At 77.1% G+C, this 26484-nt stretch carries 26 protein-coding genes and 1 pseudogene; 18 read left to right on the forward strand and 9 right to left on the reverse strand.

Features of this window, described 5'->3' with window-relative positions; all coding sequences use genetic code 11:
* The first annotated feature begins 3 nt into the window (after positions 1–3).
* The 4 genes from IPO09_13005 (at position 4) to IPO09_13020 (ending at position 3725) form a co-directional block, all read left to right on the forward strand.
* Positions 4–1227, forward strand: coding sequence for an imidazolonepropionase (locus tag IPO09_13005; protein ID MBK9518241.1), 1224 nt, complete (start codon positions 4–6; stop codon positions 1225–1227).
* Complete coding sequence (gene hutG / locus IPO09_13010; protein ID MBK9518242.1) at positions 1211–2137, forward strand: formimidoylglutamase; 927 nt, start codon at positions 1211–1213, stop codon at positions 2135–2137. The genes IPO09_13005 and hutG overlap by 17 nt, the downstream gene beginning before the upstream one ends.
* Positions 2138–2152: 15 nt before the next feature.
* Positions 2153–2830: a cysteine hydrolase gene (locus IPO09_13015; protein MBK9518243.1), complete on the forward strand. Its 678-nt coding sequence runs from the start codon at positions 2153–2155 to the stop codon at positions 2828–2830.
* A 103-nt stretch (positions 2831–2933) separates the two neighbouring features.
* A complete protein-coding gene (locus tag IPO09_13020; GenBank protein ID MBK9518244.1) occupies positions 2934–3725 on the forward strand; it encodes a hypothetical protein in 792 nt (263 codons plus the stop codon).
* A 13-nt stretch (positions 3726–3738) separates the two neighbouring features.
* On the opposite strand, the gene IPO09_13025 is transcribed toward IPO09_13020, so the two are convergent.
* A complete protein-coding gene (locus IPO09_13025; GenBank protein MBK9518245.1) occupies positions 3739–4833 on the reverse strand; it encodes a hypothetical protein in 1095 nt (364 codons plus the stop codon).
* Positions 4834–4980: 147 nt separating this feature from the next.
* Positions 4981–5559: a DUF2378 family protein gene (locus IPO09_13030; GenBank protein MBK9518246.1), complete on the reverse strand. Its 579-nt coding sequence runs from the start codon at positions 5557–5559 to the stop codon at positions 4981–4983.
* A 278-nt stretch (positions 5560–5837) separates the two neighbouring features.
* Between IPO09_13030 and recA the strand changes: the two genes are divergently transcribed.
* The 3 genes from recA to IPO09_13045 all read left to right on the forward strand — a co-directional run bounded on the left by recA (position 5838) and on the right by IPO09_13045 (position 9215).
* Positions 5838–6911 carry a recombinase RecA gene (gene recA, locus IPO09_13035; protein MBK9518247.1) on the forward strand — a complete coding sequence of 358 codons (1074 nt, stop codon included), beginning with the start codon at positions 5838–5840 and terminating at the stop codon, positions 6909–6911.
* A 124-nt stretch (positions 6912–7035) separates the two neighbouring features.
* Positions 7036–7530: a ferritin gene (locus IPO09_13040; GenBank protein ID MBK9518248.1), complete on the forward strand. Its 495-nt coding sequence runs from the start codon at positions 7036–7038 to the stop codon at positions 7528–7530.
* Between the two features lie 248 nt (positions 7531–7778).
* Entirely contained in the window at positions 7779–9215 is a 1437-nt protein-coding gene (locus IPO09_13045; protein ID MBK9518249.1) for a hypothetical protein, read from the forward strand.
* Between the two features lie 75 nt (positions 9216–9290).
* On the opposite strand, the gene IPO09_13050 is transcribed toward IPO09_13045, so the two are convergent.
* Both IPO09_13050 and IPO09_13055 read right to left on the reverse strand, forming a co-directional pair.
* Entirely contained in the window at positions 9291–10880 is a 1590-nt protein-coding gene (locus IPO09_13050; GenBank protein MBK9518250.1) for a HEAT repeat domain-containing protein, read from the reverse strand.
* Positions 10881–10922: 42 nt separating this feature from the next.
* A complete protein-coding gene (locus IPO09_13055) occupies positions 10923–11546 on the reverse strand; it encodes a hypothetical protein (protein ID MBK9518251.1) in 624 nt (207 codons plus the stop codon).
* Positions 11547–11638: 92 nt separating this feature from the next.
* Here IPO09_13055 and IPO09_13060 point away from each other — a divergent pair, with 92 nt between their 5' ends.
* The 3 genes and pseudogenes from IPO09_13060 (at position 11639) to IPO09_13070 (ending at position 15289) form a co-directional block, all read left to right on the forward strand.
* Complete coding sequence (locus IPO09_13060; protein MBK9518252.1) at positions 11639–12958, forward strand: DUF4147 domain-containing protein; 1320 nt, start codon at positions 11639–11641, stop codon at positions 12956–12958.
* A 20-nt stretch (positions 12959–12978) separates the two neighbouring features.
* The gene (locus IPO09_13065; protein MBK9518253.1) at positions 12979–13917 is read left to right on the forward strand and encodes a methionyl-tRNA formyltransferase; all 939 of its coding nucleotides are present in this window, start codon (positions 12979–12981) and stop codon (positions 13915–13917) included.
* Positions 13914–15289: pseudogene (locus IPO09_13070) on the forward strand (methyltransferase domain-containing protein). Before IPO09_13065 ends, IPO09_13070 begins: the two are co-directional and overlap by 4 nt.
* Positions 15290–15384: 95 nt before the next feature.
* Here the strand turns inward: IPO09_13070 and IPO09_13075 are convergent.
* Entirely contained in the window at positions 15385–16530 is a 1146-nt protein-coding gene (locus tag IPO09_13075; GenBank protein ID MBK9518254.1) for a DNA alkylation repair protein, read from the reverse strand.
* A 109-nt stretch (positions 16531–16639) separates the two neighbouring features.
* Here IPO09_13075 and IPO09_13080 point away from each other — a divergent pair, with 109 nt between their 5' ends.
* Together IPO09_13080 and IPO09_13085 are read left to right on the forward strand one after the other, a co-directional pair.
* Positions 16640–17320 carry a ribulose-phosphate 3-epimerase gene (locus tag IPO09_13080; protein MBK9518255.1) on the forward strand — a complete coding sequence of 227 codons (681 nt, stop codon included), beginning with the start codon at positions 16640–16642 and terminating at the stop codon, positions 17318–17320.
* 75 nt (positions 17321–17395) lie between these two features.
* Positions 17396–18859: a hypothetical protein gene (locus IPO09_13085; protein ID MBK9518256.1), complete on the forward strand. Its 1464-nt coding sequence runs from the start codon at positions 17396–17398 to the stop codon at positions 18857–18859.
* 13 nt (positions 18860–18872) lie between these two features.
* Here the strand turns inward: IPO09_13085 and IPO09_13090 are convergent, their stop codons facing one another.
* Positions 18873–19511 (reverse strand): uracil-DNA glycosylase, encoded by a 639-nt coding sequence (locus IPO09_13090; GenBank protein ID MBK9518257.1) that lies wholly within the window; start codon positions 19509–19511, stop codon positions 18873–18875.
* Positions 19508–20446 carry a DUF429 domain-containing protein gene (locus tag IPO09_13095; protein ID MBK9518258.1) on the reverse strand — a complete coding sequence of 313 codons (939 nt, stop codon included), beginning with the start codon at positions 20444–20446 and terminating at the stop codon, positions 19508–19510. The genes IPO09_13090 and IPO09_13095 overlap by 4 nt, the downstream gene beginning before the upstream one ends.
* Before the next feature lie 200 nt (positions 20447–20646).
* Here IPO09_13095 and IPO09_13100 point away from each other — a divergent pair, with 200 nt between their 5' ends.
* Positions 20647–21024, forward strand: coding sequence for a response regulator (locus tag IPO09_13100; protein ID MBK9518259.1), 378 nt, complete (start codon positions 20647–20649; stop codon positions 21022–21024).
* A 20-nt stretch (positions 21025–21044) separates the two neighbouring features.
* On the opposite strand, the gene IPO09_13105 is transcribed toward IPO09_13100, so the two are convergent.
* On the reverse strand, positions 21045–21719 hold the full coding sequence (locus tag IPO09_13105; protein MBK9518260.1) for a ferric reductase-like transmembrane domain-containing protein: 675 nt from the start codon (positions 21717–21719) through the stop codon (positions 21045–21047).
* Positions 21719–22666 carry a protein-methionine-sulfoxide reductase catalytic subunit MsrP gene (gene msrP / locus IPO09_13110; GenBank protein ID MBK9518261.1) on the reverse strand — a complete coding sequence of 316 codons (948 nt, stop codon included), beginning with the start codon at positions 22664–22666 and terminating at the stop codon, positions 21719–21721. The genes IPO09_13105 and msrP overlap by 1 nt, the downstream gene beginning before the upstream one ends.
* Before the next feature lie 120 nt (positions 22667–22786).
* Between msrP and IPO09_13115 the strand changes: the two genes are divergently transcribed.
* From IPO09_13115 to IPO09_13135, 5 genes are all read left to right on the forward strand, one after another.
* Entirely contained in the window at positions 22787–23704 is a 918-nt protein-coding gene (locus tag IPO09_13115) for a hypothetical protein (protein ID MBK9518262.1), read from the forward strand.
* A 242-nt stretch (positions 23705–23946) separates the two neighbouring features.
* The gene (locus IPO09_13120) at positions 23947–24504 is read left to right on the forward strand and encodes a nitrous oxide reductase accessory protein NosL (protein ID MBK9518263.1); all 558 of its coding nucleotides are present in this window, start codon (positions 23947–23949) and stop codon (positions 24502–24504) included.
* Between the two features lie 5 nt (positions 24505–24509).
* A complete protein-coding gene (locus IPO09_13125) occupies positions 24510–25064 on the forward strand; it encodes a nitrous oxide reductase accessory protein NosL (protein ID MBK9518264.1) in 555 nt (184 codons plus the stop codon).
* Positions 25061–25345, forward strand: a complete 285-nt coding sequence (locus tag IPO09_13130; GenBank protein MBK9518265.1) for a hypothetical protein — start codon at positions 25061–25063, stop codon at positions 25343–25345. Before IPO09_13125 ends, IPO09_13130 begins: the two co-directional genes overlap by 4 nt.
* Positions 25342–26484 (forward strand): FtsX-like permease family protein, encoded by a 1143-nt coding sequence (locus IPO09_13135; GenBank protein MBK9518266.1) that lies wholly within the window; start codon positions 25342–25344, stop codon positions 26482–26484. Before IPO09_13130 ends, IPO09_13135 begins: the two co-directional genes overlap by 4 nt.

Here is a 26484-nt window from a genome sequence, read left to right on the forward strand (position 1 = left end):
GCCATGTGGGACCTGCTCGTCCGCCACGCCCGCCTCGCCACCCAGGTGACCGGTGGGCCCGGGGCCGCGGGCCTCGTCGAGGACGGGGCCATCGCGGTGGAGGGCGGGCGCATCCGGTGGGTGGGCCCGGACGCGGCGCTGCCGGCCGGCGCGGCGGCGCGGGCCGAGCTCGGCGCCGAGGGGCGGCTCCTCACGCCCGGCCTGGTCGACTGCCACACCCACCTGGTCCACGCCGGGAACCGGGCCGGCGAGTGGGCGGCGCGGCTGGGCGGCGCCAGCTACGAGGAGGTCGCCGCGGCCGGCGGGGGCATCCGCGCCACCGTGCGCGCCACCCGCGCCGCCGGGTTCGACCGGCTGCTGGCCGAGAGCCTGCCGCGGCTGGCCGCGCTGCTGTCCGACGGGGTCACCACCGTGGAGGTGAAGAGCGGCTACGGCCTCGACCTCGTCACCGAGCTCACCATGCTGCGGGTGGCGCGGCGGCTCGGCGAGCTGCTGCCGGTGACGGTGCGGACCACCTTCCTCGGGGCCCACGCCGTGCCGCCGGAGTTCGAGGGCCGGGCCGACCGGTACGTCGACCTGCTCGTCGAGCGGCTGCTGCCCGAGGTGGCGGGGGGGCTGGCCGACGCGGTGGACGCCTACTGCGAGGTGGGCGCCTTCTCCCCCGCCCAGGTCGGCCGGCTCTTCGACGCCGCCGCCCGCCACGGCCTGCCGGTCAAGCTGCACGCCGAGCAGCGCAGCGACTCGGGCGGCGCGGCCCTGGTGGCGGCGCACCGCGGGCTCTCGGCCGACCACCTGGAGCACCTCTCGCCGGCGGGCGTGGCGGCGCTGGCCGGGGCCGGCACGGTGGCGGTGCTCCTGCCCGGCGCCTTCCTGCACCTGCGCGAGACCAGGCCGCCCCCGGTGGCGGCGCTGCGGGCCGCCGGCGTGCCGCTGGCGGTGGCCACCGACTGGAACCCGGGCACCTCGCCCCTGGGCGCGCTCACCACCGCCATGAACCTGGCCTGCACGCTCCTGGGGCTCTCGCCCGAGGAGGCGCTGGCCGGCGCCACCCGGCACGGCGCCAGGGCGCTCGGCCTGACCGACCGCGGCGCGCTGGCGCCCGGGCTGCGCGGCGATCTCGCCATCTGGAACCTGGAGACGCCCGCCGAGCTGTGCGGACGCCTGGCCGTCCCCTCGCTCGCCACCCGCGTGGTGGCCGGAGGCGTGCACCATGCACCGTCCCGCTGAGCCGCACCGCTGGCAGGGCCGGGAGGACGCCGGCGAGGGGCCGCGCGCCGTGCGCTGGCACCGGCAGGTCACGCCGCTGGCCCCGGGCGCCGCGCCGGGGGTGGCGCTGCTGGGGTTCGCCTGCGACGAGGGCGTGCGGCGCAACGCGGGCCGGGTGGGGGCGGCCGAGGGGCCGGCGGCGCTGCGGCGCGCGCTGGCCGGGCTGGCCTGGCACGTGGGGCGGCCGGTCCACGACGCCGGCGACGTGGTGGTCGAGGAGGAGGCGCTGGAGGAGGCGCAGGCGGAGCTGGGGGCCCACGTGGCCCGGCTCCTCGGCGACGGCCACCTGCCCATCGTCATGGGCGGCGGCCACGAGGTGGCCTACGGCAGCTTCCTCGGGCTCCTCGCCGCGGACGCCGGCCGGCTCGGGGTGGTGAACCTCGACGCGCACCTCGACCTGCGGGCCGGGCGCGCCTCCTCGGGCACGCCGTTCCGCCAGATCGCCGAGGCCTGCGCCGCGCGCGGCCGGCCCTTCCGCTACCTCTGCCTGGGCGTGGACCAGGCGGCCAACACCGCGGCGCTGCTGGACACGGCCGCCGGCCTGGGCGCCACCTTCCGGCGCGATCGCGACTGCACGCCGGGCCGCCTGGAGGAGGTGCGCGCGGCGCTGGCCGCCTTCCTGGGCCCGGTGGAGCGGGTCCACCTCACCGTGGACCTCGACGCCCTGCCGGCCCACGTGGCCCCCGGCGTCTCGGCGCCGGCGGCGCGCGGCCTGGCGCTCGAGGTGGCCGAGGCGCTGGTGGACGACGTCCTGGCCAGCGGCAAGCTGGCGCTCTTCGAGGTGGCCGAGCTCAACCCCAGGCTCGACCTCGACGGCCGCACCGCCCGGGTGGCGGCGCGGCTGGTGGAGCAGGTGGCGCGCGGACCCTGACAGGAGACCTGGACCATGAACGTGCTCACGCTGGCAGTCGCCGCACTCCTGGGCGCCGGATCGACCTCGACCTCGACCTCGACCGCGACTGCGACCCCCCCGACCTCGACCGCGGCTCCGGCCCCCTTCGGCCCCGCCACCCTGCTCGTCATCGACGTGCAGAACTTCTACTTCCCCGGCGGCACGCTCCCGCTCACCGGACCGCTGGAGGCCAGCCTGAAGGCCAGGGCCCTGCTCGACGCCTTCCGCGCGCGCGGCTGGCCGGTGGTGCACGTGCTCCACCTCGGCAAGGGGCAGGCGGCGCCCAGCCCGGACTCCGGCGAGGAGGGCTACCGCGCCCACCCGAACGTGCGGCCGCTGCCGGGGGAGGTGGTCATCGGCAAGCGCGAGGCCAACGCCTTCCGCGACACCGAGCTGCTCGCCACGCTCCGGTCGCTCGGGACCACCCGGCTGGTCATCGCCGGGATGCAGACCCAGATGTGCGTGGAGGCCGCCACCCGGGCCGCCGCCGACCTCGGCTTCCAGGTCACGGTGGTGCACGACGCCTGCGCCAGCCGCCCCCTCACCTTCGGCGGCCTGGAGGTGCCGGCGCCCCAGGTCCACGCCGCGGCGCTGGCGGCCATGGCCAGCGCCTACGCCACCGTGACCTCCACCGAGGCCCTGCTGGCCAGGTTGCCACCTGCCACCCCCTGACCACCCTCCGCCGCCCGCGCCGCCCGGCCGGCCACCGTCCGCCGGCGGAACAGGCGCGGCCCCTTCGCGGTTCCACCGGGCACACCCCGAGGAGTCCCCCACCGTGCCCATCTCCACCGCCACGCTCCTGCTGGCCGCCCTCGCCGCCCAGCCCGGGACCGAGCCCGCCGCCGTGACCCCGCCCGCCACCCTGGCGCCGCCCCCGGCCGACCCGCTGGCCGACCTGATCGCCGCGCTCGGCCGGCTGGCCGGCTCGGCCGTGGTCCGGGCCCAGGTGTCCCACCGGCACTCCTTCTCCCAGGGCGACGACCCGCCGCGGCCGGAGGGGCTGGTGCGGGCCACCGCGGTGGCCGGGCCGGACGGGCTGCAGGTGACCTGGGACCGCGCGCTGCTCGCCGAGGCTGAGCGCGAGGAGCGGCGGCTGGTCACCGATCCGGAGGCCGCCTCGCCGGTGCGCGACGCCCTCCTCGATCTCCGGATCCTGGCCCTGGCCCACGTGCTCGACCCGGGCCCCGAGCTGCTGCGGATCCTGAGCGGGGCCAGGCTGGTGGAGGCGCGCGACGAGCCGAAGGACGGGGCGCCCGCCCGCCTGCTGGTGCTCACCGTGACCCCGGCGCTGAGCGCGCGGGACCGCCGCTACGTGAAGGAGCTGTCGGCCACCGCCCGCGTCTGGCTCGGCCCCGACGGCCTGCCGCTGGCCGCCGAGCAGCACGTCACGGCCAAGGGCCGGGCGTTCCTGGTCATCACCTTCGACCTCGAGCAGGTCGAGCGGCTCCGCTTCACGCGGCAGGGCGACCGGCTGGTGACCACCCACCGCGAGACCGAGCAGCGCTCGGCCGGCGCCGGCGAGAAGAGCTGGCGCCGCAGCGTGACCGACCTCACGCTGCTGCCCTGACCCGGCGCGGCGGCTACGCCACCAGGTCGACGTGCTGCACGGTGCCGGCCGAGCCGTCCTCCCGCAGGAAGAGGCCGGTGGCGGCCACCGCGCCCTGCGCCTGGCCGCCTGGCCCCTTCACCTCGAAGGGCGTGGCGGCGGCGCCGGTGTAGAGCGCCCCCACCCGGGCGGCCGCCAGCGGCGTGAGCGTGCCGGCGCTCGGGCTCCAGAGCCGCAAGGACGAGAAGGCGGCGTCGCCCTCGTCGACCCAGCCGTTGCCGTCCTGGTCGAGCGCCGCCAGCTCGCCGAAGCCGGAGCCGGTGGTGGGGCCGAAGAGCTCGGCGCCCGAGCCGATGGCGCCGTCGCCGTCCCGGTCCCGGGCCAGGTAGGCGGACCCGGGGCCGAGGGCCGCGATCGACTCCTCCCGCCCGTCGGCGTCGAGGTCGAAGCGGGTGGTCCCCGCGAAGGCGGCGGCGCCGCCGGCCAGGTTGAGCACCAGGGGATCGATCGTCCGCGCGTCGCCCGCCAGCAGGTGGACCTCGCGGGTGGACAGCTCGGACCGCTCCATCGAGAGCGCCGCGGCGAGCTGGATGGAGCGGCCGTCGGCGGTGGTGACCTGGGCGGCGGCGGCGAAGGTGGTCCGCTCGAAGGTGGCCGAGGTCTCGCTGAGGTCGTAGCGGAGCCCCCAGCCCTCCCGCGCCGGCTCCTCGGCGGCCTGCCCCTCGGCCCGGTGGGCCTGGCCGGTGCGCTGGCTGGCCTCGTCGGCCGCCCGGCGGCCGTCGGCGTAGGCGCTCCGGACCTCGTGCGCCCCCCTGGAGAGGCTGCGCCCGAGCCGGAAGGTCCTGCGGAGGATGGCGAGGTCGAGCTCGTCCCGGGGCGTGCCCCTGGCGCGCTCCGCGTCGCCTGGCTCGCCCCCGTCGGCGTCGCCCGGCGCCGCGGGCGGCGCCGCGGCGGCGCCCTGGGCGGCCGCCGCCAGCGCCGGCGGCGGGAGGCCCGGCCGGGCCGCCACCACCCGGCGGTCGGGCGGCTCCTCGTCGCCGATCCAGAGCTTCAGCGACTCCTGGCGGGTCGAGACGCGCTGCAGGACATGGGTCGAGGCCAGGACGACGGACGACGAGGTGATGCGCATGGCGTTGAACCTCTCGCCAGGTCCATCGGCGCGCCAGCGCCCGGCATGAAGGGCCGACCGGCAGAAATCGACCGACCCGATGGAGGGGGTCCGGTCGATGGGGTGGTGGAGACGCCGTCCTCCCCCGCCTGGGCGTGGCCGCCCCCCCTACCCCCACGTCACGTCGAACACCACCCGCATGAACCGGGCCTCCTGCGCCTCGATGACCGGGTTGGTGGCACCGGTCGCGTCCAGCCCGGCCCTGAGCGCTCCCCGAAGGTAGGGCACCGGCAGGAACTCGCGCTCGAACTCCACCGTGGCGTGGCGCTCGCCCTGCCAGGTCACGAAGCGCTGGCCGTAGCCGGCGATGGCCTTGAAGGCCGTGGGCACCTGCGTCATCACCGCCTTCGGCGTGCGCCCGAAGGTGAGGAGCGTGTGGCCCAGCATCGACCCCAGCACGCCGGCGGTGGCCCGATAGCCCACCTGGAAGGAGACCTCGTCCGGCCCGCCCACCTTCCGCTCCAGCCGGTCGGCCACGGCCCACAGGACGTTGAGGAAGTCGGCCACCGGGTAGGAGATGAAGTCCGAGCGCTTCCCCTTCCCGGTGGGATCGCACAGCAGGATGGTCGCCTCGTCGGCGTGCTCGCGCACGACGTCGAAGGCCGAGTTGAAGGCCAGGCCGCGGATGGTGTCTTCGCGGGTGGCGGCGGCGAGGCGGGCGGCGAGGTCGGTGCGGTCGGCGGGCATCGGGGCGCATCATGCTCCGGGACGGCCGGCCGGCAAGTGACGGAGCGCAAGCTTGACGTGGGTCCGTCCGTTCAGTATTCATCTGTTCAGTGGTCGGGGCGGCCACTGTCAGGGTCCCGCGGTAGAGGTCGTCACACCCGAAGCACGACGGGGGCGCGAGATAGCGCCCCTCCCAAGACGCGGCGCCCTACGGCGCCCAGGCAGCAGGCGTGGCGCCCCACGGCGCCCAGGCAGCACACCCGGCGCCGCCAGGCGCCCAGGCAGCAAGGAGCGGAGCGATGGCTGTTGGTCCGGAGAAGGAGAAGGCGATCGAGCTGGCCGTCTCGTCCATCGAGAAGGCGTTCGGCAAGGGCTCGATCATGCGGCTCGGCAACCAGGAGTCGCTGGTGAAGGACGTGGCGGCGGTCTCGACCGGGGCCACCTCGCTCGACATCGCGCTGGGCGTGGGCGGCTTCCCCCGCGGTCGCATCATCGAGATCTACGGCCCGGAGTCGTCCGGCAAGACCACCCTGGCGCTGCACGCCATCGCCGAGGCCCAGAAGGCCGGCGGCATCTGCGCCTTCGTGGACGCCGAGCACGCCCTGGACGTCGGCTACGCCCGCAAGCTGGGCGTCCGCACCGACGACCTGCTCATCTCGCAGCCCGACTCCGGCGAGCAGGCGCTGGAGATCGTGGAGACGCTGGTCCGCTCCGGCGCCATCGACGTGCTGGTCATCGACTCGGTGGCCGCGCTGGTGCCCAAGGCCGAGCTGGAGGGCGAGATGGGCGACGCCCACATGGGCGTGCAGGCCCGCCTCATGAGCCAGGCGCTCCGCAAGCTCACCGGCACCATCTCCAAGTCGCAGACCATCGTCATCTTCATCAACCAGATCCGCATGAAGATCGGCGTGATGTTCGGCAACCCGGAGACCACCACCGGCGGCAACGCGCTCAAGTTCTACGCCAGCCAGCGGCTCGACATCCGCCGCATCGGCGCCATCAAGGACGGGGACGCGGTCATCGGCAACCGCACCCGCGTCAAGGTGGTCAAGAACAAGATGGCCCCGCCGTTCAAGGAGGTCGAGTTCGACATCATGTACGGCCAGGGCATCAGCCGCGAGGGCGACCTGCTCGACCTGGCCGCCCAGGAGAACGTGGTGGAGAAGAGCGGCACCTGGTTCAGCTTCGACGGCGAGCGCATCGGCCAGGGCCGGGAGCAGGCCAAGACCTTCCTGAAGGAGCACCCGGCGGCGCTCCAGAAGATCGAGGCGCTGGTCCTCGAGAAGTTCGGCGTCAAGCGCGGCCCGGCGGCCCACCCGGAGGCCGAGGAGGCCCCCGAGGAGCGCAAGGGGCGCGTCAAGGCCGTGAAGTAGGCGAGCACACCCGTCCCCGCGCCCGCGTCCGCGAGCGCCTCGACGACAGGGGCTGGCTCCGAGAGGGGCCGGCCCCGACTTCTTGGGCCGGTTAAGCTGCCTGCTCACCCCCCAGGAGGCCATCGTGATCAGCACGTCCATGCAGGCAGCCCTCAACGCCCAGATCAACGTCGAGCAGTACTCCGCGCAGCTCTACCTGGCCATGGGCGCGCACTGCGAGACCCTCAGCTTCCGCGGCTACGCCCACTGGCTGCGCGTGCAGGCCGGCGAGGAGACCGCCCACGCCGTCAAGCTCATCGACTTCCTGGTGAACCGGGGCGGCCGGCTCGAGCTGCAGTCGGTGCAGGCGCCGCCGCGCGACTTCGGCGGCGTCGTCCAGGTCTTCGAGCAGGTGCTGGCCCACGAGCAGGCCATCACCACCAAGATCAGCGCGCTCTTCGAGCGGGCCCGCGCCGAGAAGGACCACGCCAGCGAGATCACGCTGCAGTGGTACGTGACCGAGCAGGTGGAGGAGGAGAGCACCGTGGGCCAGGTCGTGGCCCACCTGCACGCCGTCGGCGACAAGGGCGGCGGCATCTGGTACCTCGACTCCAAGATGGGGAAGCGCGGCGCGGCCTGACCGACCGCGAGGGCTCCCCTCCGGTGGCCGTGCGGCCGGAGGGCGCCCCTCGCCTGGCCGGTTCCCCCGTCGCCACCGCGCGGCCCGTGGGGCCCCCGGCGGCGCCCAGACCGTCACCACCCACCGGCCCGAGGCCGGCCTGCACACCTGCGCGCGGCAGGGGCTGGCCCCCTCCAGCGCCCGCCGTGCCGTCCAGGGGCTCGACGGGGCAGCGTCGGCACGGGGCGGCGCGCTAGACTGGCCGCCCCGTGCCCCTCGACCTCACCACCAGCGGCTGGCTGGCCGCCCTCGTCGACCAGGAGCTGGCGCGCTACGACGTGGCGGCGGCGCGCGCCCGCCTCCCCTCCGAGCTGACCCTGGCACCGGCCGGCAGCGACCTGGAGCCCGGCGCCCGCGTCCTGGTGGCCCGCTCGCTGCGCCACCGGCGGCTCGGCGCCGGGGCGGCGGACGGCGACGAGCACTTCCTGGAGACGGTGCGGGGGCACGTGGGGCTGGTGCTCGACCTGAGCCTGCTGGCCGGCGATCCCTTCCACCGCCAGCGCCGCCGCGCCATCGTGGCCGCCTGCCTGGCCGCCGCCACCGGCGAGCCGGACCTGGCGCTCGACGCCGACCCGGCCCACCCCGACCTGGCCTCGTCGCTGTCGGTGGAGCGGGCCTTCGAGGTGGCCGCCCGCGCCCTGCGGCTGCGCTTCCGGCCGCCAGGCGACCCGCTGCACGGCCTGCCGCTCTACCCGGGGACGCTGGCGGTGCTGCGCCGCCACCTGGCCCGCGTCGCCAGCGGCGCCCTGCGCACCGGCGACCTGGACGTCGAGGCCCTGGCCCGCCACCGCGCCTTCGCCCAGCGCGAGCTGGTGCTGCTGGTCGAGGCGGTGGCCGGCCAGCAGTGGGTGGCCGGCCTGCCGCCCGCGCCCGACGGCCCCGCCGTCCGGGCCCGCCAGCTCCTGCGGCTCGGCCTGCCGCGCGCCGAGGCCCGCGAGGCCCGGCGGGCCATGACCGCGCCGCGCCCGCCCGCCGCGCTGGGGGCTGGCGCGCCGGAGCGGGTGCGGCTCTTCCTGCTGGAGCAGCTGCTGCTGGCCCAGCTCCGCGCCGGGCTCGACCCCGCGGCGGCCGGGGCCTACGTCGGCGCCTTCGCCACCGGCGCCGGCCTGGACGCGCTGGCCGTGGCCACGGCGCGGGTGGAGGCCGCGGCGCAGCACGACGACCACCTGGCCTGGTTCGAGGCGGTGCAGGGCGACAGCGGCCAGGACTGGGAGGCCGTCGCCGCGGAGTGGGAGGCCACCGCGGACCTGGTGGTGGAGCGGGTCACCGGGGTGGTGACCGAGAACCTGGAGGCGCTGGTCACCGAGCTGCGCGAGACCGGCGAGCTCGGCCAGCTGCTGGCCCGGGCCGCCGGCGGCGCCAGGCTGAGCACCGAGGAGAAGCGCAAGGTGAAGGCGCAGCTCATCGACCTGGCCAAGGCGGTGCCGGCGCTGGCCATCTTCGCGGCGCCGGGCGGCATGCTGCTCCTGCCGCTCCTGGCCAAGCTGCTCCCCTTCAACATGTTGCCTTCGTCCTGGGACCGGTCGGCGCGGGCCCTGGCCGCCGCACCGTCGGCCCCCGTCGGCCCGCGGGTGCTGGAGCCCGGGCCGGAGGCGCCCGATCCGGCGGCGGCCCAGGAACCAGGTCAGGACGACGGCCCGCGCTGAGCGGCCGGGCCGGCGGGCCGCGGCCGTCTCGCGGACCACCGTCCGGGCGGCGGAACTCCCGGTGCGGGCGGGCGCCTACCTGGCGGCCCGGCGCAGCCGTCCGGCCAGGCGGAGCGCGTCCTCGTTCACCCCGGCGGTCAGCAGCCGGCCCTTGTCGGCGGCCACCGCGGCCTCGATGGCGGCCGCCGCCTCCAGGCCGGCCGACCCGGGCGGGTGCCGGCGGGTCACCTCGTCGAGCGCCAGCACGGCGTGGTACCGGGCGGCCAGCTCGGCGTCGGTGCCGACCGGCCGGACCAGCGCCATCCGCAGCGCCGCCACCTCGGCCGCGCCGCCGTCGCGCCCCACCACCAGCGCCGCCCGGTCGCGCACCTCGGCGCGCTGGTCTGCCAGCCTGCCGCTCCAGCAGGCCAGGCTGTCGCCGCAGGCGCGGGCGGCGTCCAGCCGGGCCGCCATGCCGTCCAGGGCGGCCAGCAGGCCGGGCTGGCACCCCACGGCGCAGGCGGCGCGGGCCGCCTCGAGGAGCGGCCGATCGACCTCGCCGCCCACCCTCGACAGGGCCTCGAGCATGGCCTCTCGCGCCGCCACCGGACCCGGCGCCCCCGCGGCGGCCCGCAGGGCCGGCAGCCCGGCCGGGTCGCCGATGCGGGCCAGCGCGTCGGCGTAGCGGTGGCGCGCGTCCGGGTCCTTCTCGGCCGCCAGCGCCGCGGCCAGCGGCCCCACCGCCGGGCGGGCGCGCAGCCGGCCCAGCGACTCGGCGGCGAAGACCCTCACGAAGAGGCGCGCCTCGGGCGTCTCGTCCTGGTACCCGAGCGCAGCCACCAGGGCCGGCACCGCCGCCTGGCCTCCCACGTCGCCCAGCAGCTGCGCGGCCTTGGCCCGCAGCGCGGCCGGGTGCACCCGCCGCTCCGCCGCCCAGGCCGCCAGCGGGGCGTCCCGGCCCTCCACCAGGGCGGTCAGCGGCCCGGCCGCCGCCTCGCCCAGCTGCGAGACCGCGAAGGCCGCCTCCGGGAAGTAGCTGACGCCCGGTCCCTCGGTGAAGAGCGAGCGCACCACCGCCGGCACGGCGCGCGGGTCGCCGATGCGCCCCAGCGCCAGCAGCGCCTTCTTCACGGCGAACGGCGCGGCCTGCCCGTCCTCCACCACCGTCAGCAGCGAGTCCACCGCCGCCGGCGCGCCGATGGCCCCCAGGGCGTCGATGGCGGCCACCTGCACGAAGGGGTCGCTGGCCCGGACCGCCAGCGGCGCCAGCACCGGCACCGCCTCCTGGGCCCGCAGCGCGCCGAGCGCCGCGGCGATGGCGGCGTTGGCCAGGTTGACGTCCCGGTCGGCCGTGCCGGAGCGGTCGAGCGCCGCCAGGAGCGGCCCCGCGGCCTCGGGCCGGCCCAGCTCGCCCAGGATGACGGCCGCCTGCTGGCGCGCCTTGGGGGCCTGCCCGAGCACCTCGACCAGCGGCGCCACGGCGGCGGCGCGGTCGCCGATGGTGGCCGGATCGCCGGCCGCGGCGCGGGCCGAGGCCAGGGCGGCCAGCTTCTCGTCGAGCCGGTTGCGCGAGGCGGCCCGCGCGGCCCAGCCGGCCAGGTCCCTCGGTTCGGAGCAGGCGGCCAGCGCCGCCAGGGCGGCCAGGGCGAGGGCGGTGCGGCGGAGGTGGCTTCGCGGCTGGCGCATGGCGGGCTCCCTTGCGGACGGGTGCGACGCGAGGTGAGGCGATCAGGTCGCTGGTGGCGCAGCGGGCGGCGGGGGCGGCGCGTCGGCCAGGGCCTCGTGGTGGGCCCGGGCGGCGGCTGCCAGCGCCTCGGCCACCTCGGCCAGCTCCGGGGCCCGGTCCACGGCGGCCCAGACCCGCCGGGCGCTCGAGTCGAGCAGGTCGGCGGTGGCGAGCTGGCGGACCCGCAGGGCCTCCACCCCCTGGCCGAAGACGCCCACCAGCCGCTGCAGCTCGTCGCCGCGGCGCAGCGGCCGCACCCGCGGATAACGCCCCTGGGCGAAGGCGGCCAGGTAGCGCCCCAGCACCAGCACCGGCCCGGCCACGCGGTGGGTCAGGATCACGCCCACCACGCCGAGCGCCAGCGCCATGAGCGCGGTGATGCCGAGCAGCGCGCCGATCAGCTCGCCGTCGCTGCGCTCGATGAGGGCGCGCGCCTCGGCGTCGAGCGGCAGGAGCTCGGTGGCCTGCAGGTGGGCCTGGTGGAGCCAGAGGCCGCACAGCAGGGCCAGGATGGCGCCCGCCCCGGCCAGCAGGAGGGCGTAGCGGAGCTGGAACCCTCGATCGACGAGGTAGGTCCGGCGGTGGTGCACCGGCACGCCAGCCGATGCCGTGGATGCGTCGGCCATGCGATGCTCCCCTTTCGCTGGCCGATTCTACCCCGCGGGGGCGGGGTGGCAACGACCCGTGAGACACACGACCCGCGACGGCACCGGTGACCATGACCTCCCCGACCTCCGCACCGCAAGACCCGCAGGCCCTCGCGGCGGCGTGCGCCGCCTCCTACCGGACCGCGGTGGCCCGCCTCGGCGCCGGTCGCCTGGTGGCGGAGGCGCTGGCGGCCAGGCCGCTCCCGGCCGGGCCGGTGCGGGTGGCCGCGCTCGGCAAGGCGGCCGGGGCCATGCTGGCGGCCGCGCTCGAGGCGCTGGGGCCGCGCGCCCGCGACCTGGTGTGCGTCCTGCCGGAGGGCGCCTGGGTCCCCCCCGGCGTGGCGGCCCTGCGCGGCGGCCACCCCCGCCCCACCACCGGCTCCCTGGCGGCCGGCCGGGCGCTGCTCGACTGGAGCGCCGGCCCGCCGGCCCCGGCCCTGGTGCTGCTCTCCGGCGGCGGCAGCGCGCTGGCGGCCGCGCCGCTCCTCGGGGTCACCTTCGAGGAGAAGGCCGAGGCGGTGGCGCGCCTCATGGCGGCCGGCCGACCCATCGGCGAGCTCAACGCGGTCCGCAAGCACCTGTCGGCGCTCAAGGGCGGGCGGCTCGGCCTCCGGCTGGCCGGCGCGCCGGTGCGGGTGCTGGTCCTCTCCGACGTGCCGGGCGACGACCTCTCCACCATCGCCTCCGGCCCCTTCACCGGCGACCCCACCAGCTGGGCCGACGTGGCCAGGGTCCTGGCCGCCAGCGGCGTGGCCGGGGCGCTGCCGGCGGCGGTGCGCCGGCTGGTGGAGGCGGGCGCCGACCGCGGGACCGCCGGGCCGGGCGGCCCCCCGGCGGAGACGCCCAAGCCCGGCGATCCCCGCCTGGACGGGGTCGAGCACCAGCTGCTGGCCGGCCCGGTGGGCTTCGCGCGCGCCGCGGCCGAGGCGGCCCGGGCCCTCGGGCTCGCGGCCGAGGCGGACCCGCTGCCGCTCTCCGGCGACGTGGCCGAGGTGGCGGCCCGGCTCGGCGCCTGGGCGCGGGCCCACGCCGGGCGCGGCCCGCGGCTGCTGGCGCTGGGCGGGGAGCCCACGGTGGTGGTGCCGCCCGGCGCCGCCCGGCCCGACGGCGGCCGGGCCCAGGCCCTGATGCTGCTGGCGGCGCGGGCCCTCGACGGGCTGCCGGCCGCGGCGCTGGCGGCCGGCTCGGACGGCCGCGACGGCCCCACCGAGCGGGCCGGGGCGGTGGTGGACGGGCGCTCGGCCGCGCTGGCGACCCGGCTCGGCCTCGACCTGGACGCCGCCCTCGCCGAGGCCAGGAGCGGGCCGGCCTGCGACGCCCTGGGCGCCACGCTGCCGCGCTTCGAGACCGGCACCCACCTGGGAGACCTGGTGCTGGTGGCGGTCCGCTGATCCGCGTATACCCGCGCCCTATGCGCGTCGTCTTCCTCGGCACGCCCGAGTTCGCCGTCCCGACCCTGGCGGCCCTCGAGCGGTCCGGCCACCAGGTGGTCGCCCTGGTGGCCCAGCCCGACCGGCCGGCCGGCCGCGGCGGGGCGCTGCGGGCGCCGGCCACCAAGGCCTGGGCCGAGGCCCACGGCGTGCCGGTGCTGCAGCCGCAGAAGGTGCGAGACGGAACGCTGGCCGCGGCGCTGCGGCCGCTCTCGCCCGACGTGCTGGTGGTCACCGCCTACGGCCGCATCCTGGGCCGGGACCTGCTCACGCTGGCCCCGCTCGGCGCCGTCAACGTGCACGCCTCGCTCCTGCCGCGCTGGCGCGGCGCCGCCCCCATCCAGTGGGCGGTGGCCAGCGGCGAGGCCGAGACCGGCGTGACCATCATGCAGATGGACGAGGGGCTCGACACCGGCGACGTCCTCATGGCCCGGGCGCTGGCCATCGGCCCGGAGGAGACCGCCGAGCAGCTGTCGCCGCGCCTGGCGGCGCTGGGCGGCGAGGCGCTGGTGGAGGCGCTGCCGCTGCTGGCGGCCGGGGCGCTGGTGCCGGTGCGGCAGGACGGCGCCCGCCACACGCTGGCCCCCATCCTGGAGAAGGAACACGGCCGGCTCGACTTCACCAGGCCAGCCCCCGAGCTGGCCGCCCGGCTGCGCGGCTTCACCCCCTGGCCCGGCGCCTTCACCACGCTGGACGGGAAGGTCCTCAAGATCCACGCCGCCCGCGCCCGGCCCCCCGGCGGCCCGGACGCCGGGGCCCCGCCCGGCGCCGCCCGCGCCACCTCCGAGGGGCTGCTCGTCGGCTGCGGCGCCGGCACCGCCCTCCTCGTCACCGAGGTGCAGCCCGAGGGCAAGCGGCGCATGCCCGCGGCCGACTTCCTCCACGGCCTCGGCGGCCGCCCCCTGGTGCTCGGATCATGAACGACACGCCCCACCGCCCGCCCCGCGCCACCCCGGGCGGCGCCGCCCCGGTCACCGCCCGCACCCTGGCCTTCGACGTCCTGCGGCGCGTCGAGGAGGACGGCTCCTTCGCCTCCCGCGCCCTCGACGTGGCGCTCTCGCAGGCCGGTGCCCTCGATCCGCGCGAGCTGGGGCTGGCCACCGAGCTGACCTACGGCACGCTGCGCCGCGCCCTGGCGCTCGACGCGGCCCTGGCCCCGCACGTGTCGCGCTCGCTCGAGAAGGTGGAGCCGGTGGCGCGGGTGCTGCTCCGGCTGGGCGCCTACCAGCTCCTCTACCTGTCGACGGCGCCGCACGCCGCGGTGGGCGAGACGGTGGAGCTGGCCCGGCAGCGCGGCTTCGACCGGCTGACCGGCTTCGTCAACGCCGTGCTGCGCTCCTTGCTCCGGGCCGGCCCGCCGCCCCCGCCCCCCTCGCTGGAGGAGGACCCGGCGGCCCACGTGGCCGCGGTCGAGGCGCTGCCGCGCTGGCTGGCCGACGAGTGGGTGGCCTGGCTCGGTCCGGCCGAGGCGCTGGCCCTGGCCGCCGCCATGAACGGCGCCGCGCCGCTCACGGTGCGCTCCCCCGCCGCGACGAGCTGCTGGCCGCCGCGCGCGCCGCCGGCCTGGAGGCCCGCCCCTGCGCCCGCTCGCCCGACGGCCTGGTGCTCTCGGGCACCCCGGTGTCGGCGCTGGCCCGCGCGGCCGGCGCGGTGCCCTTCCAGGTGCAGGACGAGGGGGCCCAGCTCGCCACCCTGATGGCGGCCGGCCACCTGCGCGGTCGGACCGCCCGCGTCCTCGACGCCTGCGCCGCGCCGGGCGGCAAGGCCTTCCACCTGGCCGAGCTGCTCGGCCCAGGCTCGGAGGTGGTGGCGGTGGAGCTGCACCCGCGCAAGGCCGACCTGCTGCGGCAGGAGGCCAGGCGGCGCGGCCTGAACGTCACGGTGCTGTGCGCCGACGCCTCGCGCCCCATCCCCGGCCTGGTCGAGGGGAGCTTCGACGCCGTGCTGGTGGACGCGCCCTGCGCCGGCCTGGGCACGCTGCGCCGCCACCCCGAGCTCAAGCAGCGCCGGCTGGCGCCGGACCTGGCCCGGCTGGCGCTGCTGCAGGAGGAGATCCTGCGCGCCTGCGCCCGCTACGCCAGGCCGGGCGCGCCGGTCACCTACGCCATCTGCTCGCTCTCCCGGGCCGAGGGTCCCGACCTGGTGGCCACCTTCCTGGCCGAGGGCTGGCGGCGCGACGCCGCGCCCGCGGCCGTGCCGCCCGACGCGCTCACCGCCGACGGCGACCTGCTCACCCTGCCGAGCCGGCACGGCGCCGACGGCTTCTACGCCGCCAGGCTCGTGAAGGGCTGAGCGGCCGCGAGGGACTCCCCCTCCGGACCGGTCCGGGGGGAGTCCCCTACCACCTCCGGGCTTGGCCCGCGTCGCAGCGGCGGGCGCCGCGCGGCTCAGCGCGCCCGCGTCGCCGCGCCGGCCGGGGCCGCCGCCACCTGGAACGCCGCCTCCCCCAGCACCTGCCCGTTCACCACCAGCTCCACCCGGTGGCGCCCGGGGCGCGGCGTGCGGGTGCTGTGCACCGCCAGCGACACCCGCTTCGAGAGGCTGGCGGTGCCCCGCGGCGCCAGCTCCAGGCTGGCCACGCGGAAGGCCTTCGGGGCGGTGCGCCCGCTGGCCTTGACGAAGTGGACGGCCAGGTCCACCCGCAGCGGCTGGACCCGGGCGGCGCGGCTGCGCAGCTCCACCCGCACCAGCGCCGTGCCGCCCACCGCCACCCGGCGCGGCGTGACGGCCAGGGTGACCGCCACCCGGGGCGGCGCGCCGTGGCCCGCCAGCGCCAGCGCCGCGGGGTGGCGCGTCCTGAGGAGCGTGCGCAGGGCGTGCTGCACCAGCGCCCGCCGCTCCGGCGAGGCGCCGCGCAGCCAGCGCCGGCAGGTGGCCAGGGCCAGGGCCGGGTCGTCCTTGGAGAGGTCGTTCAGGTGGTTGGCCACCGAGCGGCGCACCAGGGTGGTGGGGTCGTCGCGCAGCCGCTCCAGCAGCGCCAGGGCTGGCCGAGGGTCGGCGGCCTGGCCGGTGAAGCGGGTCGCCCAGGGCAGGCGGGGCCGGGTCCCCTCCGAGGCCAGCCGGCGCACGTGCGGGCTGGGGTCGGCGGTCCACTCGAGCAGGCGCGCCAGCGTCCGCTCCGGCTCGGCCTCGAGGGAGCTGCGGATGGAGAACTCGCAGCTGAAGCGGCGGGTCAGGGCGTGCTGCAGCCGCATGGCCGCCTCGAAGTGGCCGGTGCCGCGCTGGGCCACCCACAGGACGTGGGGCAGGTAGCGGAAGGGCGCCCGGCCCAGCCCGGTGAGCTCGTCCCCCTCGATCTCGGGCCCGAGCGAGCGCTCCACCACCCCGGCGGCGCGCTCGAAGTCGGCCGGCAGGTGGCGGCCCATCACCGCGGCGATCCAGGCGGCCCGGTCCTTCAGCTCCAGCGCCTCGAGCCCGGCGCTGGCCTCGGCCCGGAAGGCCTCGGAGGCGAAGGACGGGTCGGCGCCTCGCAGCATGGCGGCCAGGTCGGCCACCAGGGCCGCGTCGAAGATGGTCTTGAGCAGGTCGGCCATTGGGGGGTGAGTGTGCCCGGACCGGGTCCGGCGCGCCCGGCCCTGGGGGGGGCCAGGCGCCTGGACACGGTGGGGACGGGCGGCCCGCCCTCGGCTAGAGTGCCCCGGCATGACGCCTCCCCTGCGGATCGCCCCCTCCATCCTCTCCGCCGACTTCGGCCGCCTGGCCGAGGAGATCCGCGCCGTGGAGGCGGCCGGCGCCGACTGGGTCCACGTGGACGTGATGGACGGGCGCTTCGTGCCCAACCTCACCATCGGTCCGCTGGTGGTGGAGGCGGTCCGGAAGGCCACCCGGCTCCCCGTCGACGTCCACCTCATGATCGTCGAGCCGGAGCGCTACGTGGAGGCCTTCGCCAGGGCCGGCGCCGACGTCATCTCCGTGCACGCCGAGGCCTCGCCCCATCTGCACCGGACGCTGCAGGCCATCCGCGCCGCCGGCGCCCGGCCCGCCGTGGCGCTCAACCCGGCCACCGGGCTGGAGGTGCTGGAGTACGTGCTCGGCGACTGCGAGATGGTGCTCCTCATGTCGGTCAACCCTGGCTTCGGCGGGCAGCGCTACATCCCGGCCTGCACCGAGAAGGTGCGCCGCCTGCGGGCCATGGCCGACGCCCGCGGGCAGGCGCTGGAGATCCAGGTGGACGGCGGCCTCAAGGCCGACACCGTGGGCGCCGTGGCGGCCGCCGGCGCCAACGTGCTCGTGGCTGGCTCCGCCGTCTTCGGCGCGCCCGACTACCGCCAGGCCATCGCCGACCTCCGGGCCGGCGCCGCGGCCGCGCGGGCCTCACCGTGAGCCGCCTGGCTCGCCAGGCCGGACCCCGGGCCGCCCCGTGAGGCGCGGCGCGACCTCCAGGCAGGCGGGCCCCCGGTGATCTTCGCTCCGGCCCTCGCCTTCGCGGCTGGCGTCCTGGCCATCTACGTGGGGACGCTGGCGCGCCGCATGGGCCGCGCCCCCGGCTGGGGCGAGCAGCGCTGGTTCGGCCTGATCGCCTTCGGGGCCGCCACCTACGCCCTGGGCAACCTGGGGACCACGCTGCACCTCCCGGACGAGCAGGTGCTGTTCCTCTCGCGGGTGCAGCTGGCGGCCGTCCTCTTCCAGGTCTGGGCCTGGTTCGGCTACGTGGACGCCTACGCGGCGCGGCGCCCCGGCCGCGGCGAGCGCCTGGCGGTGAACGGCCTGCTGGGGCTGGCGGCGCTCTCGCTGGTGCCGCACGTGGCCTACGGCCACGAGGTGACGGCCCACGTGGTCCCCTGGCTGCACACCTTCTACAAGGACGCGGTCCCGACCTGGATCGGCGGGGGGATCTTCGTGGTCGGCCTGGCCGCCGCCGGGGTGGTCGCCCTCCGGCTGGTGGGCGCCTGGCGGCGCGGCCTGCCCCAGGCCGGCCTGCACGCCGTCTCCTACGCCACCATCCTGGTCTTCGGGACCAACGACGCGGTGGCCGCGGCCGGCCTCTACCCGCTCCCCTACCTGCTCGACATCGCCTTCGTGGTGCCGGTGGGCGCGGTGGCCTATGCCATGACCAAGCGCTTCGTGGCGGAGGCCGAGGCCCTGCACGCCCTGCGGGGCCGCCTGGAGACGCTGGTGGAGGACCGCACCCGCGACCTGGCCCTGGCCGAGGAGCGGCTGCACCAGGCCGAGAAGCTGGCCGCCCTGGGCCAGTTCGCCGCCGGGGTGGCCCACGAGGTGAACAACCCCTCCTCGGTGGTGACCGCCAACCTGCGCTTCCTGGAGGAGGAGGCCCGGGCCCAGGGCGCCACCGCCGAGTCGCAGGAGTCCATCGCCGAGTCGCTGGAGGCCATGCAGCGCATCAACGCGCTGGTGCGCCGGCTGGTGGACGCCGGCCGCCTGGCCGCCTCGCCCAAGGTGGGCGGCAACGCCCCGCTGCTCGGCGTGGCCGAGCAGGCGCTGGCCGAGGCGCGGGCCCGCTCCGGCGACCGGATCCAGCACTCGGCGCAGGTCCCCGCCGCGCTGGAGGTGGGGGTGCGCCCCGAGGTGCTGCACCAGATCCTGGCGGCGCTGCTGCAGAACGCCGCCGACGCCGTGCCGGAGGGGCGGCGCGGCCGCGTGGAGCTGACGGCCGAGCCCACCGAGGCCGGCCGGGTCCGCGTGGTGGTGAGCGACGACGGCAGCGGCATGGCGCCCGAGGTGGTGCGGCGCGCCTTCGAGCCGTTCTTCACCACCAAGGCCGAGGGCAAGGGGAGCGGCCTGGGCCTGCCGGTGGCGCGCGCCCTGGCCGAGAGCCACGGCGGCGAGCTGCGGCTGGAGAGCCGCCCCGGGCACGGGACGCGCGCGGTGGTGGAGCTGCCCGAGGCGCCTCAGCGCAGCTGAGGGGCCGGCCCGCTCACGGGCGCCCCGGGGCCGCCAGGCAGCGCCGCAGCTCCGGGTGGCGCCCCAGCAGCTCGAGGGCGCGCTCGGTGAGGGCGCGGCCGGGCTCGACCTTGTACCAGGTGGACGCGCCGGAGGGGTGCGGCAGCGGCACCACCTGGGTGGCGACGCCGTGCCAGGTCACCTCGAACGAGCGCCCGACCACCTCGGCCAGCGGGCGCTCGCCCAGCACCTCGCCGATGGCCAGCCGGCCGATGGGCACCACCAGCCGCGGGCGGAGCAGCGCCACCTCGCGCGCCACGAAGGGGCGCCACAGCGCGATCTCGTCGGGGGTGGGCACGCGATCGCCGCCGCCCCTGGCCTTGCCTGGGAAGCCGCGCGCCACCGCCGAGATGTAGACCCGCTCCCGCACCAGCGCCTCGCCGGCGCCGGTGGCCCGCTCCAGCCAGCGGAAGAGCGTCTTGCCGGCGGTCCAGGCGAACGGCCGGCCCAGCGCCGCCTCGTGCGGCCCGGGGGCCTGGCCGAGGAGGAAGACGCCGCTCACCACCGGCGGCCCGTGCACGGTGGGGCCGAACCCGGGCGGGTGGAACGCCGCCAGCTCGCGCTGCAGGCGTCGCAGCGCCGCCTCGGTGCGACCGGCCGCCGGCGACCTCACCGCTCGCGCCACGGCTCCTCTGGGACCGAGTGGATCCAGCCCTCGCAGCGGGGCACGTTGCTGGGCACGCCGTTGAAGCCCTGGGCCCAGGCCGCCGCCGCGCCGGTGGCCGCCAGGACCGCGTCGAGGTGGTCGCCGTCCTCGCCCTGGACGATGGGCGCGGCCAGCTCCATCTCGAACTCGAGGCGGCCGGCGGCGCGCAGCGTGCGCAGCACGGTGGCGCGGGTGGAGGCGCGCGAGGTGCCGTCGCGCGGGTCGTCGCGGTGGGGGCCCACCCCGCACAGGGTGCGGGCCACGTGGTGCGGCCGCACCTCCACCACCACCGGCGCGCCGCCGCGCGGCGGGTCCCAGGGCGGGAAGCTGGCGTTCAGGCCGGCCATCGCCACCAGCCCGAAGAAGGTGGCGCGGTGGGTGCGCGCCGACGAGGGCGGGTAGAGCTCGGCGCGGTAGTGGTCGGTGCCGCGGAAGCGGTCCTTGCCGAGCTCCTCCCGGAAGCGCGCCGCGCCCTCGGTGAAGTCGGCGGCCTCGGTGAGGAACCGCTCCTCCAGCGCCTTGCCCAGGGCCACCGGCCCCTTGAGCGCCTGGCGCAGCAGTCCGAGCTGCCGCAGGTGGGTCTCCGAGAGCGACAGGGCGAAGTCCACGCCCACCACCAGCCGGCCCTCGGCCCAGCGCAGCTCCTCGGCCAGCCAGGGCGCCAGCCGCTCGCGGATGTCGCGCCGGCCGGGCGCGTCGGAGAAGGGGCGCCAGACCCGCGTCAGCCGTGCCCGCTCCGGCTCGCACTCGACCTTGGCGGCCACGATCTGGTTGCCGGCCCCCTCGACGCCGCTCCAGCACAGGCCGAGCACCGTGCCGCGCGAGGGCAGCGCCACCCGCGGCGGTCCGCTCCGCCCGAAGACGGCGCTCGCCGCGCCGGTGATCTCCTGCTCGCCCGCCATGTGGTCGCGCTCCCCGCCACCGCCTTTACTGCCCGGTTCGAGAGGGTGTCAACGACGCGTCCCGGCTGGCCCCACAATCCCGTTGGCGCCCGACTCCCCACGGGAATTCGACCCCTCCGACCCGGACGGGCTCCGCTGTCCGCCAAAGTGGCCGGAGGGGGTTCCGCCTCCGCCGGCGCGTGCCTAGATCAGGTCAGCCCATGTCAGAGCCCATTCACATCCTGCTGGTCGAAGACGACCTCGCCATCCGCGAGACGGTGGCCGAGGTGCTGTCCTACGAGGGGTTCCAGGTGACCTGCGCCGCCAACGGCGCGGAGGCGTTGCGGCGGCTCGACGAGGCCACCGCCCAGCCCGGCCTGATCCTGCTCGACCTGATGATGCCGGTGATGGACGGCCCGGCGTTCCGCTCGGCCCAGCGGAGCGATCCGCGCATCGCCGCCATCCCGGTCATCGTGCTGTCGGCCAGCGCCGGCGCGGAGGCCACGGTGGACCGCATGGCCCCGGCCGCCTTCCTGCCCAAGCCGTTCGAGCTCGAGCGCCTGCTGCACGCGGTCGACCGCTACTGCGTCCGCCACTGAGAGGCCGTGAGGAAGCCCCCTCACGGCCTCTGACGGCGCGCCCAGGTCGCCAGCCGCGCCAGGAGCAGCGCCGCCAGCACCGCCGCGAAGACGGAGGGCACCAGCCGGTCCGCCTTGACCCGCCAGGCGAAGTGGACCACCCCGAGCAGCGCCGCCGCATAGGTGAGCCGGTGCAGCCGCTTCCAGGCGCGGAAGCCGAGCCGCCGCACCCAGCCGTCGGTGGAGGTGAGCGCCAGCGGCGCCAGCAGCAGCAGCGCCGCGAACCCCACCGTGATGAAGGGGCGCTTCACCACGTCGGTCGCCACCAGCCCCAGCTCCAGCCCCTGGTCGACGCCCAGGTACCAGAGGAAGTGGAGGGTGGCGTAGGCGAAGGTGGCGAGGCCGAGGAGGCGGCGCAGGCGCAGCGGCCAGGCCAGGCCGGCCAGCTGGTGCAGCGGCGTGGCCGCCAGGGTCAGGCACAGGAGCGTGAGGGTCCAGAAGCCCAGCCGGCTCAGGCCGGCCTCGATGGGGTTGGCGCCCAGGCCGCCGGTGGCGCCGTCGGCGGCCAGCTTCAGCAGCGGCGCGGCGCAGGCGGCCAGGGCCAGTGGCTGGAGCCAGCGGCGGCGCGGGGCCGGGGCCGGAGACCCCGGCGGACCGGCCCGCGGGGCGGCCGGCACGGCGGGTGCGGCCTTCGAGGGGACGGCGGCCAGCGCCATCAGAAGCTCCGGCGCAGGTCGAGGCCGGCGTAGAGCCCGGCCACCTCCGCGGCGTAGCCGTTGAACGGGAGCGTCTTGCGCCGCAGGAACTCGCCGATGCGCCGCTCGCGCGCCTGGCTCCAGCGCGGGTGGTCCACCTCGGGGTTCACGTTGGCGTAGAAGCCGTACTCCCGCGGCGCCATGCGGACCCAGGTGGTGGTCGGCTGCCGCTCCGTGAGGGTGATGCGCACGATCGACTTGGCCCCCTTGAAGCCGTACTTCCACGGCACCACCAGGCGCAGCGGCGCGCCGTTCTGGCCCGGCAGCACCCGCCCGTAGAGCCCCACCGCCAGCAGCGTGAGCGGGTGGAGCGCCTCGTCGAGCCGCAGCCCCTCCTGGTAGGGCCAGTCGAGCACGGCGCGCCGCTGCCCGGGGAGCTGCGCGGGGTCGAGGAGCGTGGTGAAGACCGCGAACCTGGCCCGCGAGGTCGGCTCGACGCGGCGCAGGAGATCGCCGAGCGGGAAGCCCACCCAGGGCACCACCATCGACCAGGCCTCCACGCAGCGGTGCCGGTAGAGCCGCTCCTCCAGCGGGAAGAGGCGCCACAGGGCGTCCACGTCCAGCGTCAGCGGCCTCTTCACCTCGCCGTCCACGGTGACCGTCCAGGGGCGGGGTCGCAGCGAGCCGGCCAGGCGAGCCGGATCGGCCTTGTCGGTGCCGAGCTCGTAGAAGTTGTTGTAGCTGGTGACGTCCTCCCACGGCGTGGGCGCCTCCCCGCCGGCCGAGTCCACCCGGCGCGCCACCGGCAGCGGCTGGCCGGTGGGCCCGGCGGCCGCGCGGGCCCGCGCCCCCACGGCCAGCCCGAGGGCCCCGGCCGCCCCCAGGGTGAGGAACTCGCGCCGCCGCAGCCACAGCCCCTCGGGCGTGGCCTCGGACTCCTTCACGTCGGGCCGAAAGCTTCCTGCCATGGCGCCTCCTCGGGTCCAGCTCCTCTACCGACTCCCGGGCAACCAGTTCGTTACGCCCCTGATCGCCTGGCCCCCGCCGGTGATGGCCGCGCGCGGAGGGGGTCTCATAATAGGGGTCCCATGCCGCTTCAGCGCCTCCACCGAGCCGTCGACGAGGTCGCCATGTGGGTGGAGGACCGGGTGGCGCGGCCGCCCCGCCCGTTCCGGCCCGCCCCGGCGGAGCCGCTGGCCTGCTTCGGGCCGCTGCCGTCGCCGCTGCCGGGGGTGGCGCCCGAGCGCGACGGCCCGTGGCAGGCCCCCTCGCCCTGGCCCGGCGCGCCGCCGCTCGAGGTGCAGGTGACGCGGGCCGGGCCGTCCTCGCGCGGCGTGGCGCTGCTGGTGCCTCCCTGGAAGATCTCCCGGCCCGGCCTGGTGGCCGGCTGGCGGGAGGTGCTGCTCCGGGCCGGGCTCGACTGCTGGCTGGTGGTGCCGCCCTTCCACATGCGGCGCGCCACGCCGGGGGCGCGCAGCGGCGAGGGCTTCGTCTCCCCCGACCTCGGGCGGCTGCGCGACGCGGTGGGCCAGCTGGTGCTCGAGCTCAGGGTGCTCTGCGCGGCGGCGGCGGCGCGCGGCGGGGTGGTGTCGCTGGTGGGGCTCTCGCTGGGCGCGCTCGGCGCCGCCCTGTGCGCCACCGCCCCCGAGGCGCCCGCCTCGGTGGCGCTGGTGGCGCCGCCGCTCGACCTCGCCGCGGTGCTCGAGCGCACCAGGCTGGGCCGGCGCTACCAGCGGCTGGCGGCGGCCGCCGGCGCGCCGCTCCCGGAGGCGCACCGGCTGGCCGCGCAGCTGGCCCCCTTCGACCCCGGCGCGCGGCCCCTGGTCTCCCGGCGCGTCTTCCTGGCCGCCGGCCGCCACGACGGAGTGGCCACGAGGCGCGGCCACCTGCCGGCCGTGCACGGGTGGGGCGTGCTGCCCCGCTGCTACGACCGCGGCCACCTCACCCTGCTCTTCGCCTGCCGGCCGGTGCGGGCGGACCTGGCGGTCTTCCTCGGCGAGGCCTGAGAGGCCCTGAAACCATCCCCTCCCGTCGCCGGCCCGCCCGGCGCCCCTGGCGCGCGGGACGGGGCGCCAGCGGCGGGCTGGCCGGCGCCAACCTGGGGTACACTGCGGCGCGTCCATTCGCCGCAACCGTGCTCTCCGTGCGCCTCTTCGCTACCAGCCTGGGAATCCTCCGCCCTACCGTCGGGTCTCATCAGACGTCCGGCCTGCGCCGGCGCCGCACCCCACACCCGGAAGGATCCCCCATGAAGCAGCTCGCCCTGGCCGCGCTCCTGTCGCTGGCCCTCACCCCGCTGGTCTCCCTCGCCGCGCCCACCGACGACGTCAAGGCCGCGCCGTCCTGCCCGCACTGCGGCATGGACCGCGCGAAGTTCGCCTCCAGCCGCATGGTCATCCAGTTCGACGACGGCACCTCGGCCGGCACCTGCTCGCTGCACTGCGCCGCGGTGGACCTGGCGGTCACCCTCGACAAGGCCCCGGTGGCCCTGCAGGTGGCCGACATGACCGGCACGCAGCTGATCGACGCCGAGAAGGCCTTCTGGGTCATGGGCGGCGGCAAGCCGGGCGTCATGACCAAGCGGGCCAAGTGGGCCTTCGCCGACAAGGCGGCCGCCGAGGCCTTCGCCAAGGAGCAGGGCGCCGCGCTGGTGACCTTCGAGGAGGCCCTGCGCGCCTCCTACGAGGACATGTACCAGGACACCAAGATGATCCGCGAGAAGCGGAAGATGATGCGCCAGAAGATGATGATGGAGAAGGCGGCCGGCCACGGCGGCGAGAAGCCGGCCGAGCCCGCCAAGCACTGACCGAGATGACCACCCTGCGCCACCCCGTGGCCCGGTCCGCCGGGCTCGCCCTGCTCCTCGGCCTGGCCGTCGCGGCCGCACCCGCGGCGGCCCAGCCGGCCGGGCCGGCCCGCCAGGCCGCGGCCGGCGCCCCCGCCGCCGCCCAGCCCCAGGCGCGCCCCGGCCCGGGCGACAAGTGCCCGGTGTGCGGCATGTTCGTGGCCAAGTACCCGGACTGGGTGGCCGGGGTGGTCTTCCGCGACGGCGCCGTCGCCTGGTTCGACGGCGCCAAGGACCTCTTCAAGTTCCTCCTCAAGCCGGAGCGCTACGGCCCGGCCCGGCGCGGCGCCGACGTGGTCCGGGTCTTCGTCACCGACTACTACGCGGTCACCCAGGTGGACGCCCGGGACGCCTGGTTCGTCATCGGCAGCGACGTCTTCGGCCCCATGGGCACCGAGCTGGTGCCCTTCGGCACCGAGGCCGACGCCCGCGAGTTCCTGACCGACCACCACGGCAGCGGCGTCCTGCGCTTCTCCGAGGTGGGCGCGGCCACCATCAAGCAGCTGCAGGACCCGGGATGAGGCGGTCGGACGGGCTGCTGCTGGTGGTGCTCCTGGCCCTGCTGCTGGGCGAGCTGTGCTGGCTCGACGCCGAGGGCCGGCGCCGCGACCTGGGCGGCCAGGCGGCGCGGGCCTCCATCGTGCGGCGCCTGGGCCTGACCGACCTGGTGCTCTCCACCGAGGCGCGCTACACGCGCCACCCGTCGCAGGCCGACCGCTTCGCCCCGTTCCAGGACCACCCGCACGCGCTCGACCACTTCCCGTCGGGCTCGGTGGTGGCGCCGCCCCCCGCCCTCCGATGACCTTCCGCGCCTGGCTGGAGCGGCAGCGCTCCCTCGTCGACTTCACGCTGGCCTCGCTGGCGCGCCGCAAGGGCAAGAACCTCTCCCTGCTGCTGGTCTACGCCCTGATCGTCTTCGCGGTGGCCTCGACCCTGTTCTTCACGCAGGCGCTGCGCGCCGAGGCCAGGCTGGTGCTGGCCGACGCCCCCGACGTGGTGGTGCAGCGCATGGTGGCCGGGCGCCACGACCCCATCCCGGCCGCCCACCTGGCCGAGCTGGGCAAGCTGCGCGGCGTGCGCGCCGCCGAGGGGCGGCGCTGGGGCTACTACTTCGACCGCGGCAGCAAGGCCAACCTCACCGTGCAGGCCCCCGCCGCGTTCTGGGGCGCGCCGGGCGAGGTGGTCATCGGCGAGGGGGTGGCGCGGGCCCGCGAGGTGGCGGCCGGCTCCGAGTTCCCCATGCGCGGCGCCGCCGGGGGCTTCGTCTTCTTCCGCGTCCGCGAGGTCATCCCGGCCGCCTCGGCGCTGGTCTCGTCCGACCTGGTGCTGATGAGCGGCGACGACTTCCAGCGGCTCTTCGGGCCCGACCCGGACCGCTTCACCGACATCGCCCTCACCGTGCCCAACGCCAAGGAGGTGGTCACGGTGGCCGAGAAGGTGATCAAGCTGCTGCCCGACGCCCGCGCCATCACCAAGCTGGAGATGGCCCGCACCTACGAGTCGGTCTTCGACTGGCGCTCCGGCCTGGTGGTCATCGTGCTGGCCACCTCGGTGCTGGCCTTCGCGGTGGTGGCCTGGGACAAGGCGGCCGGCCTGTCGGCCGAGGAGCGGCGAGAGATCGGCATCTTGAAGGCGCTCGGCTGGGAGACCTCCGACGTCCTGCTGGTGAAGCTCTGGGAGGGGGCGGTGGTCTCGCTGCTGGCCTTCGCTGCCGGGGTGCTGGGCGCCTACGCCCACGTCTTCCTGGGCTCGGCCTCGCTCTTCGCCCCGGTGCTGAAGGGCTGGTCCACCCTCTCGCCCGAGTTCCGCCTCACCCCGGACGTGAGCGCCCTGCAGGTGGCCACCCTCTTCTTCCTGACGGTGGTGCCCTACACCGTGGCCACCGTGGCGCCGGCCTGGCGCGCCGCCACCACCGACCCCGACGCGGTGATGCGCTCATGA

The sequence above is a fragment of the Anaeromyxobacter sp. genome, from assembly GCA_016718565.1.
GTDB lineage: Bacteria > Myxococcota > Myxococcia > Myxococcales > Anaeromyxobacteraceae > JADKCZ01.

What these genes read in the sequence shown, in the direction of transcription:
- IPO09_13005 (MBK9518241.1), top strand. Translation starts at nt 4, where the DNA reads ATGTGGGACCTGCTCGTCCGCCACGCCCGCCTCGCCACCCAGGTGACC.
- hutG (MBK9518242.1), top strand. Translation starts at nt 1,211, where the DNA reads ATGCACCGTCCCGCTGAGCCGCACCGCTGGCAGGGCCGGGAGGACGCC.
- IPO09_13015 (MBK9518243.1), top strand. Translation starts at nt 2,153, where the DNA reads ATGAACGTGCTCACGCTGGCAGTCGCCGCACTCCTGGGCGCCGGATCG.
- IPO09_13025 (MBK9518245.1), bottom strand. Translation starts at nt 4,833, where the DNA reads ATGCGCATCACCTCGTCGTCCGTCGTCCTGGCCTCGACCCATGTCCTG.
- IPO09_13030 (MBK9518246.1), bottom strand. Translation starts at nt 5,559, where the DNA reads ATGCCCGCCGACCGCACCGACCTCGCCGCCCGCCTCGCCGCCGCCACC.
- recA (MBK9518247.1), top strand. Translation starts at nt 5,838, where the DNA reads ATGGCTGTTGGTCCGGAGAAGGAGAAGGCGATCGAGCTGGCCGTCTCG.
- IPO09_13050 (MBK9518250.1), bottom strand. Translation starts at nt 10,880, where the DNA reads ATGCGCCAGCCGCGAAGCCACCTCCGCCGCACCGCCCTCGCCCTGGCC.
- IPO09_13055 (MBK9518251.1), bottom strand. Translation starts at nt 11,546, where the DNA reads ATGGCCGACGCATCCACGGCATCGGCTGGCGTGCCGGTGCACCACCGC.
- IPO09_13060 (MBK9518252.1), top strand. Translation starts at nt 11,639, where the DNA reads ATGACCTCCCCGACCTCCGCACCGCAAGACCCGCAGGCCCTCGCGGCG.
- IPO09_13065 (MBK9518253.1), top strand. Translation starts at nt 12,979, where the DNA reads ATGCGCGTCGTCTTCCTCGGCACGCCCGAGTTCGCCGTCCCGACCCTG.
- IPO09_13075 (MBK9518254.1), bottom strand. Translation starts at nt 16,530, where the DNA reads ATGGCCGACCTGCTCAAGACCATCTTCGACGCGGCCCTGGTGGCCGAC.
- IPO09_13080 (MBK9518255.1), top strand. Translation starts at nt 16,640, where the DNA reads ATGACGCCTCCCCTGCGGATCGCCCCCTCCATCCTCTCCGCCGACTTC.
- IPO09_13095 (MBK9518258.1), bottom strand. Translation starts at nt 20,446, where the DNA reads ATGGCGGGCGAGCAGGAGATCACCGGCGCGGCGAGCGCCGTCTTCGGG.
- IPO09_13100 (MBK9518259.1), top strand. Translation starts at nt 20,647, where the DNA reads ATGTCAGAGCCCATTCACATCCTGCTGGTCGAAGACGACCTCGCCATC.
- IPO09_13105 (MBK9518260.1), bottom strand. Translation starts at nt 21,719, where the DNA reads ATGGCGCTGGCCGCCGTCCCCTCGAAGGCCGCACCCGCCGTGCCGGCC.
- msrP (MBK9518261.1), bottom strand. Translation starts at nt 22,666, where the DNA reads ATGGCAGGAAGCTTTCGGCCCGACGTGAAGGAGTCCGAGGCCACGCCC.
- IPO09_13115 (MBK9518262.1), top strand. Translation starts at nt 22,787, where the DNA reads ATGCCGCTTCAGCGCCTCCACCGAGCCGTCGACGAGGTCGCCATGTGG.
- IPO09_13120 (MBK9518263.1), top strand. Translation starts at nt 23,947, where the DNA reads ATGAAGCAGCTCGCCCTGGCCGCGCTCCTGTCGCTGGCCCTCACCCCG.
- IPO09_13125 (MBK9518264.1), top strand. Translation starts at nt 24,510, where the DNA reads ATGACCACCCTGCGCCACCCCGTGGCCCGGTCCGCCGGGCTCGCCCTG.
- IPO09_13130 (MBK9518265.1), top strand. Translation starts at nt 25,061, where the DNA reads ATGAGGCGGTCGGACGGGCTGCTGCTGGTGGTGCTCCTGGCCCTGCTG.
- IPO09_13135 (MBK9518266.1), top strand. Translation starts at nt 25,342, where the DNA reads ATGACCTTCCGCGCCTGGCTGGAGCGGCAGCGCTCCCTCGTCGACTTC.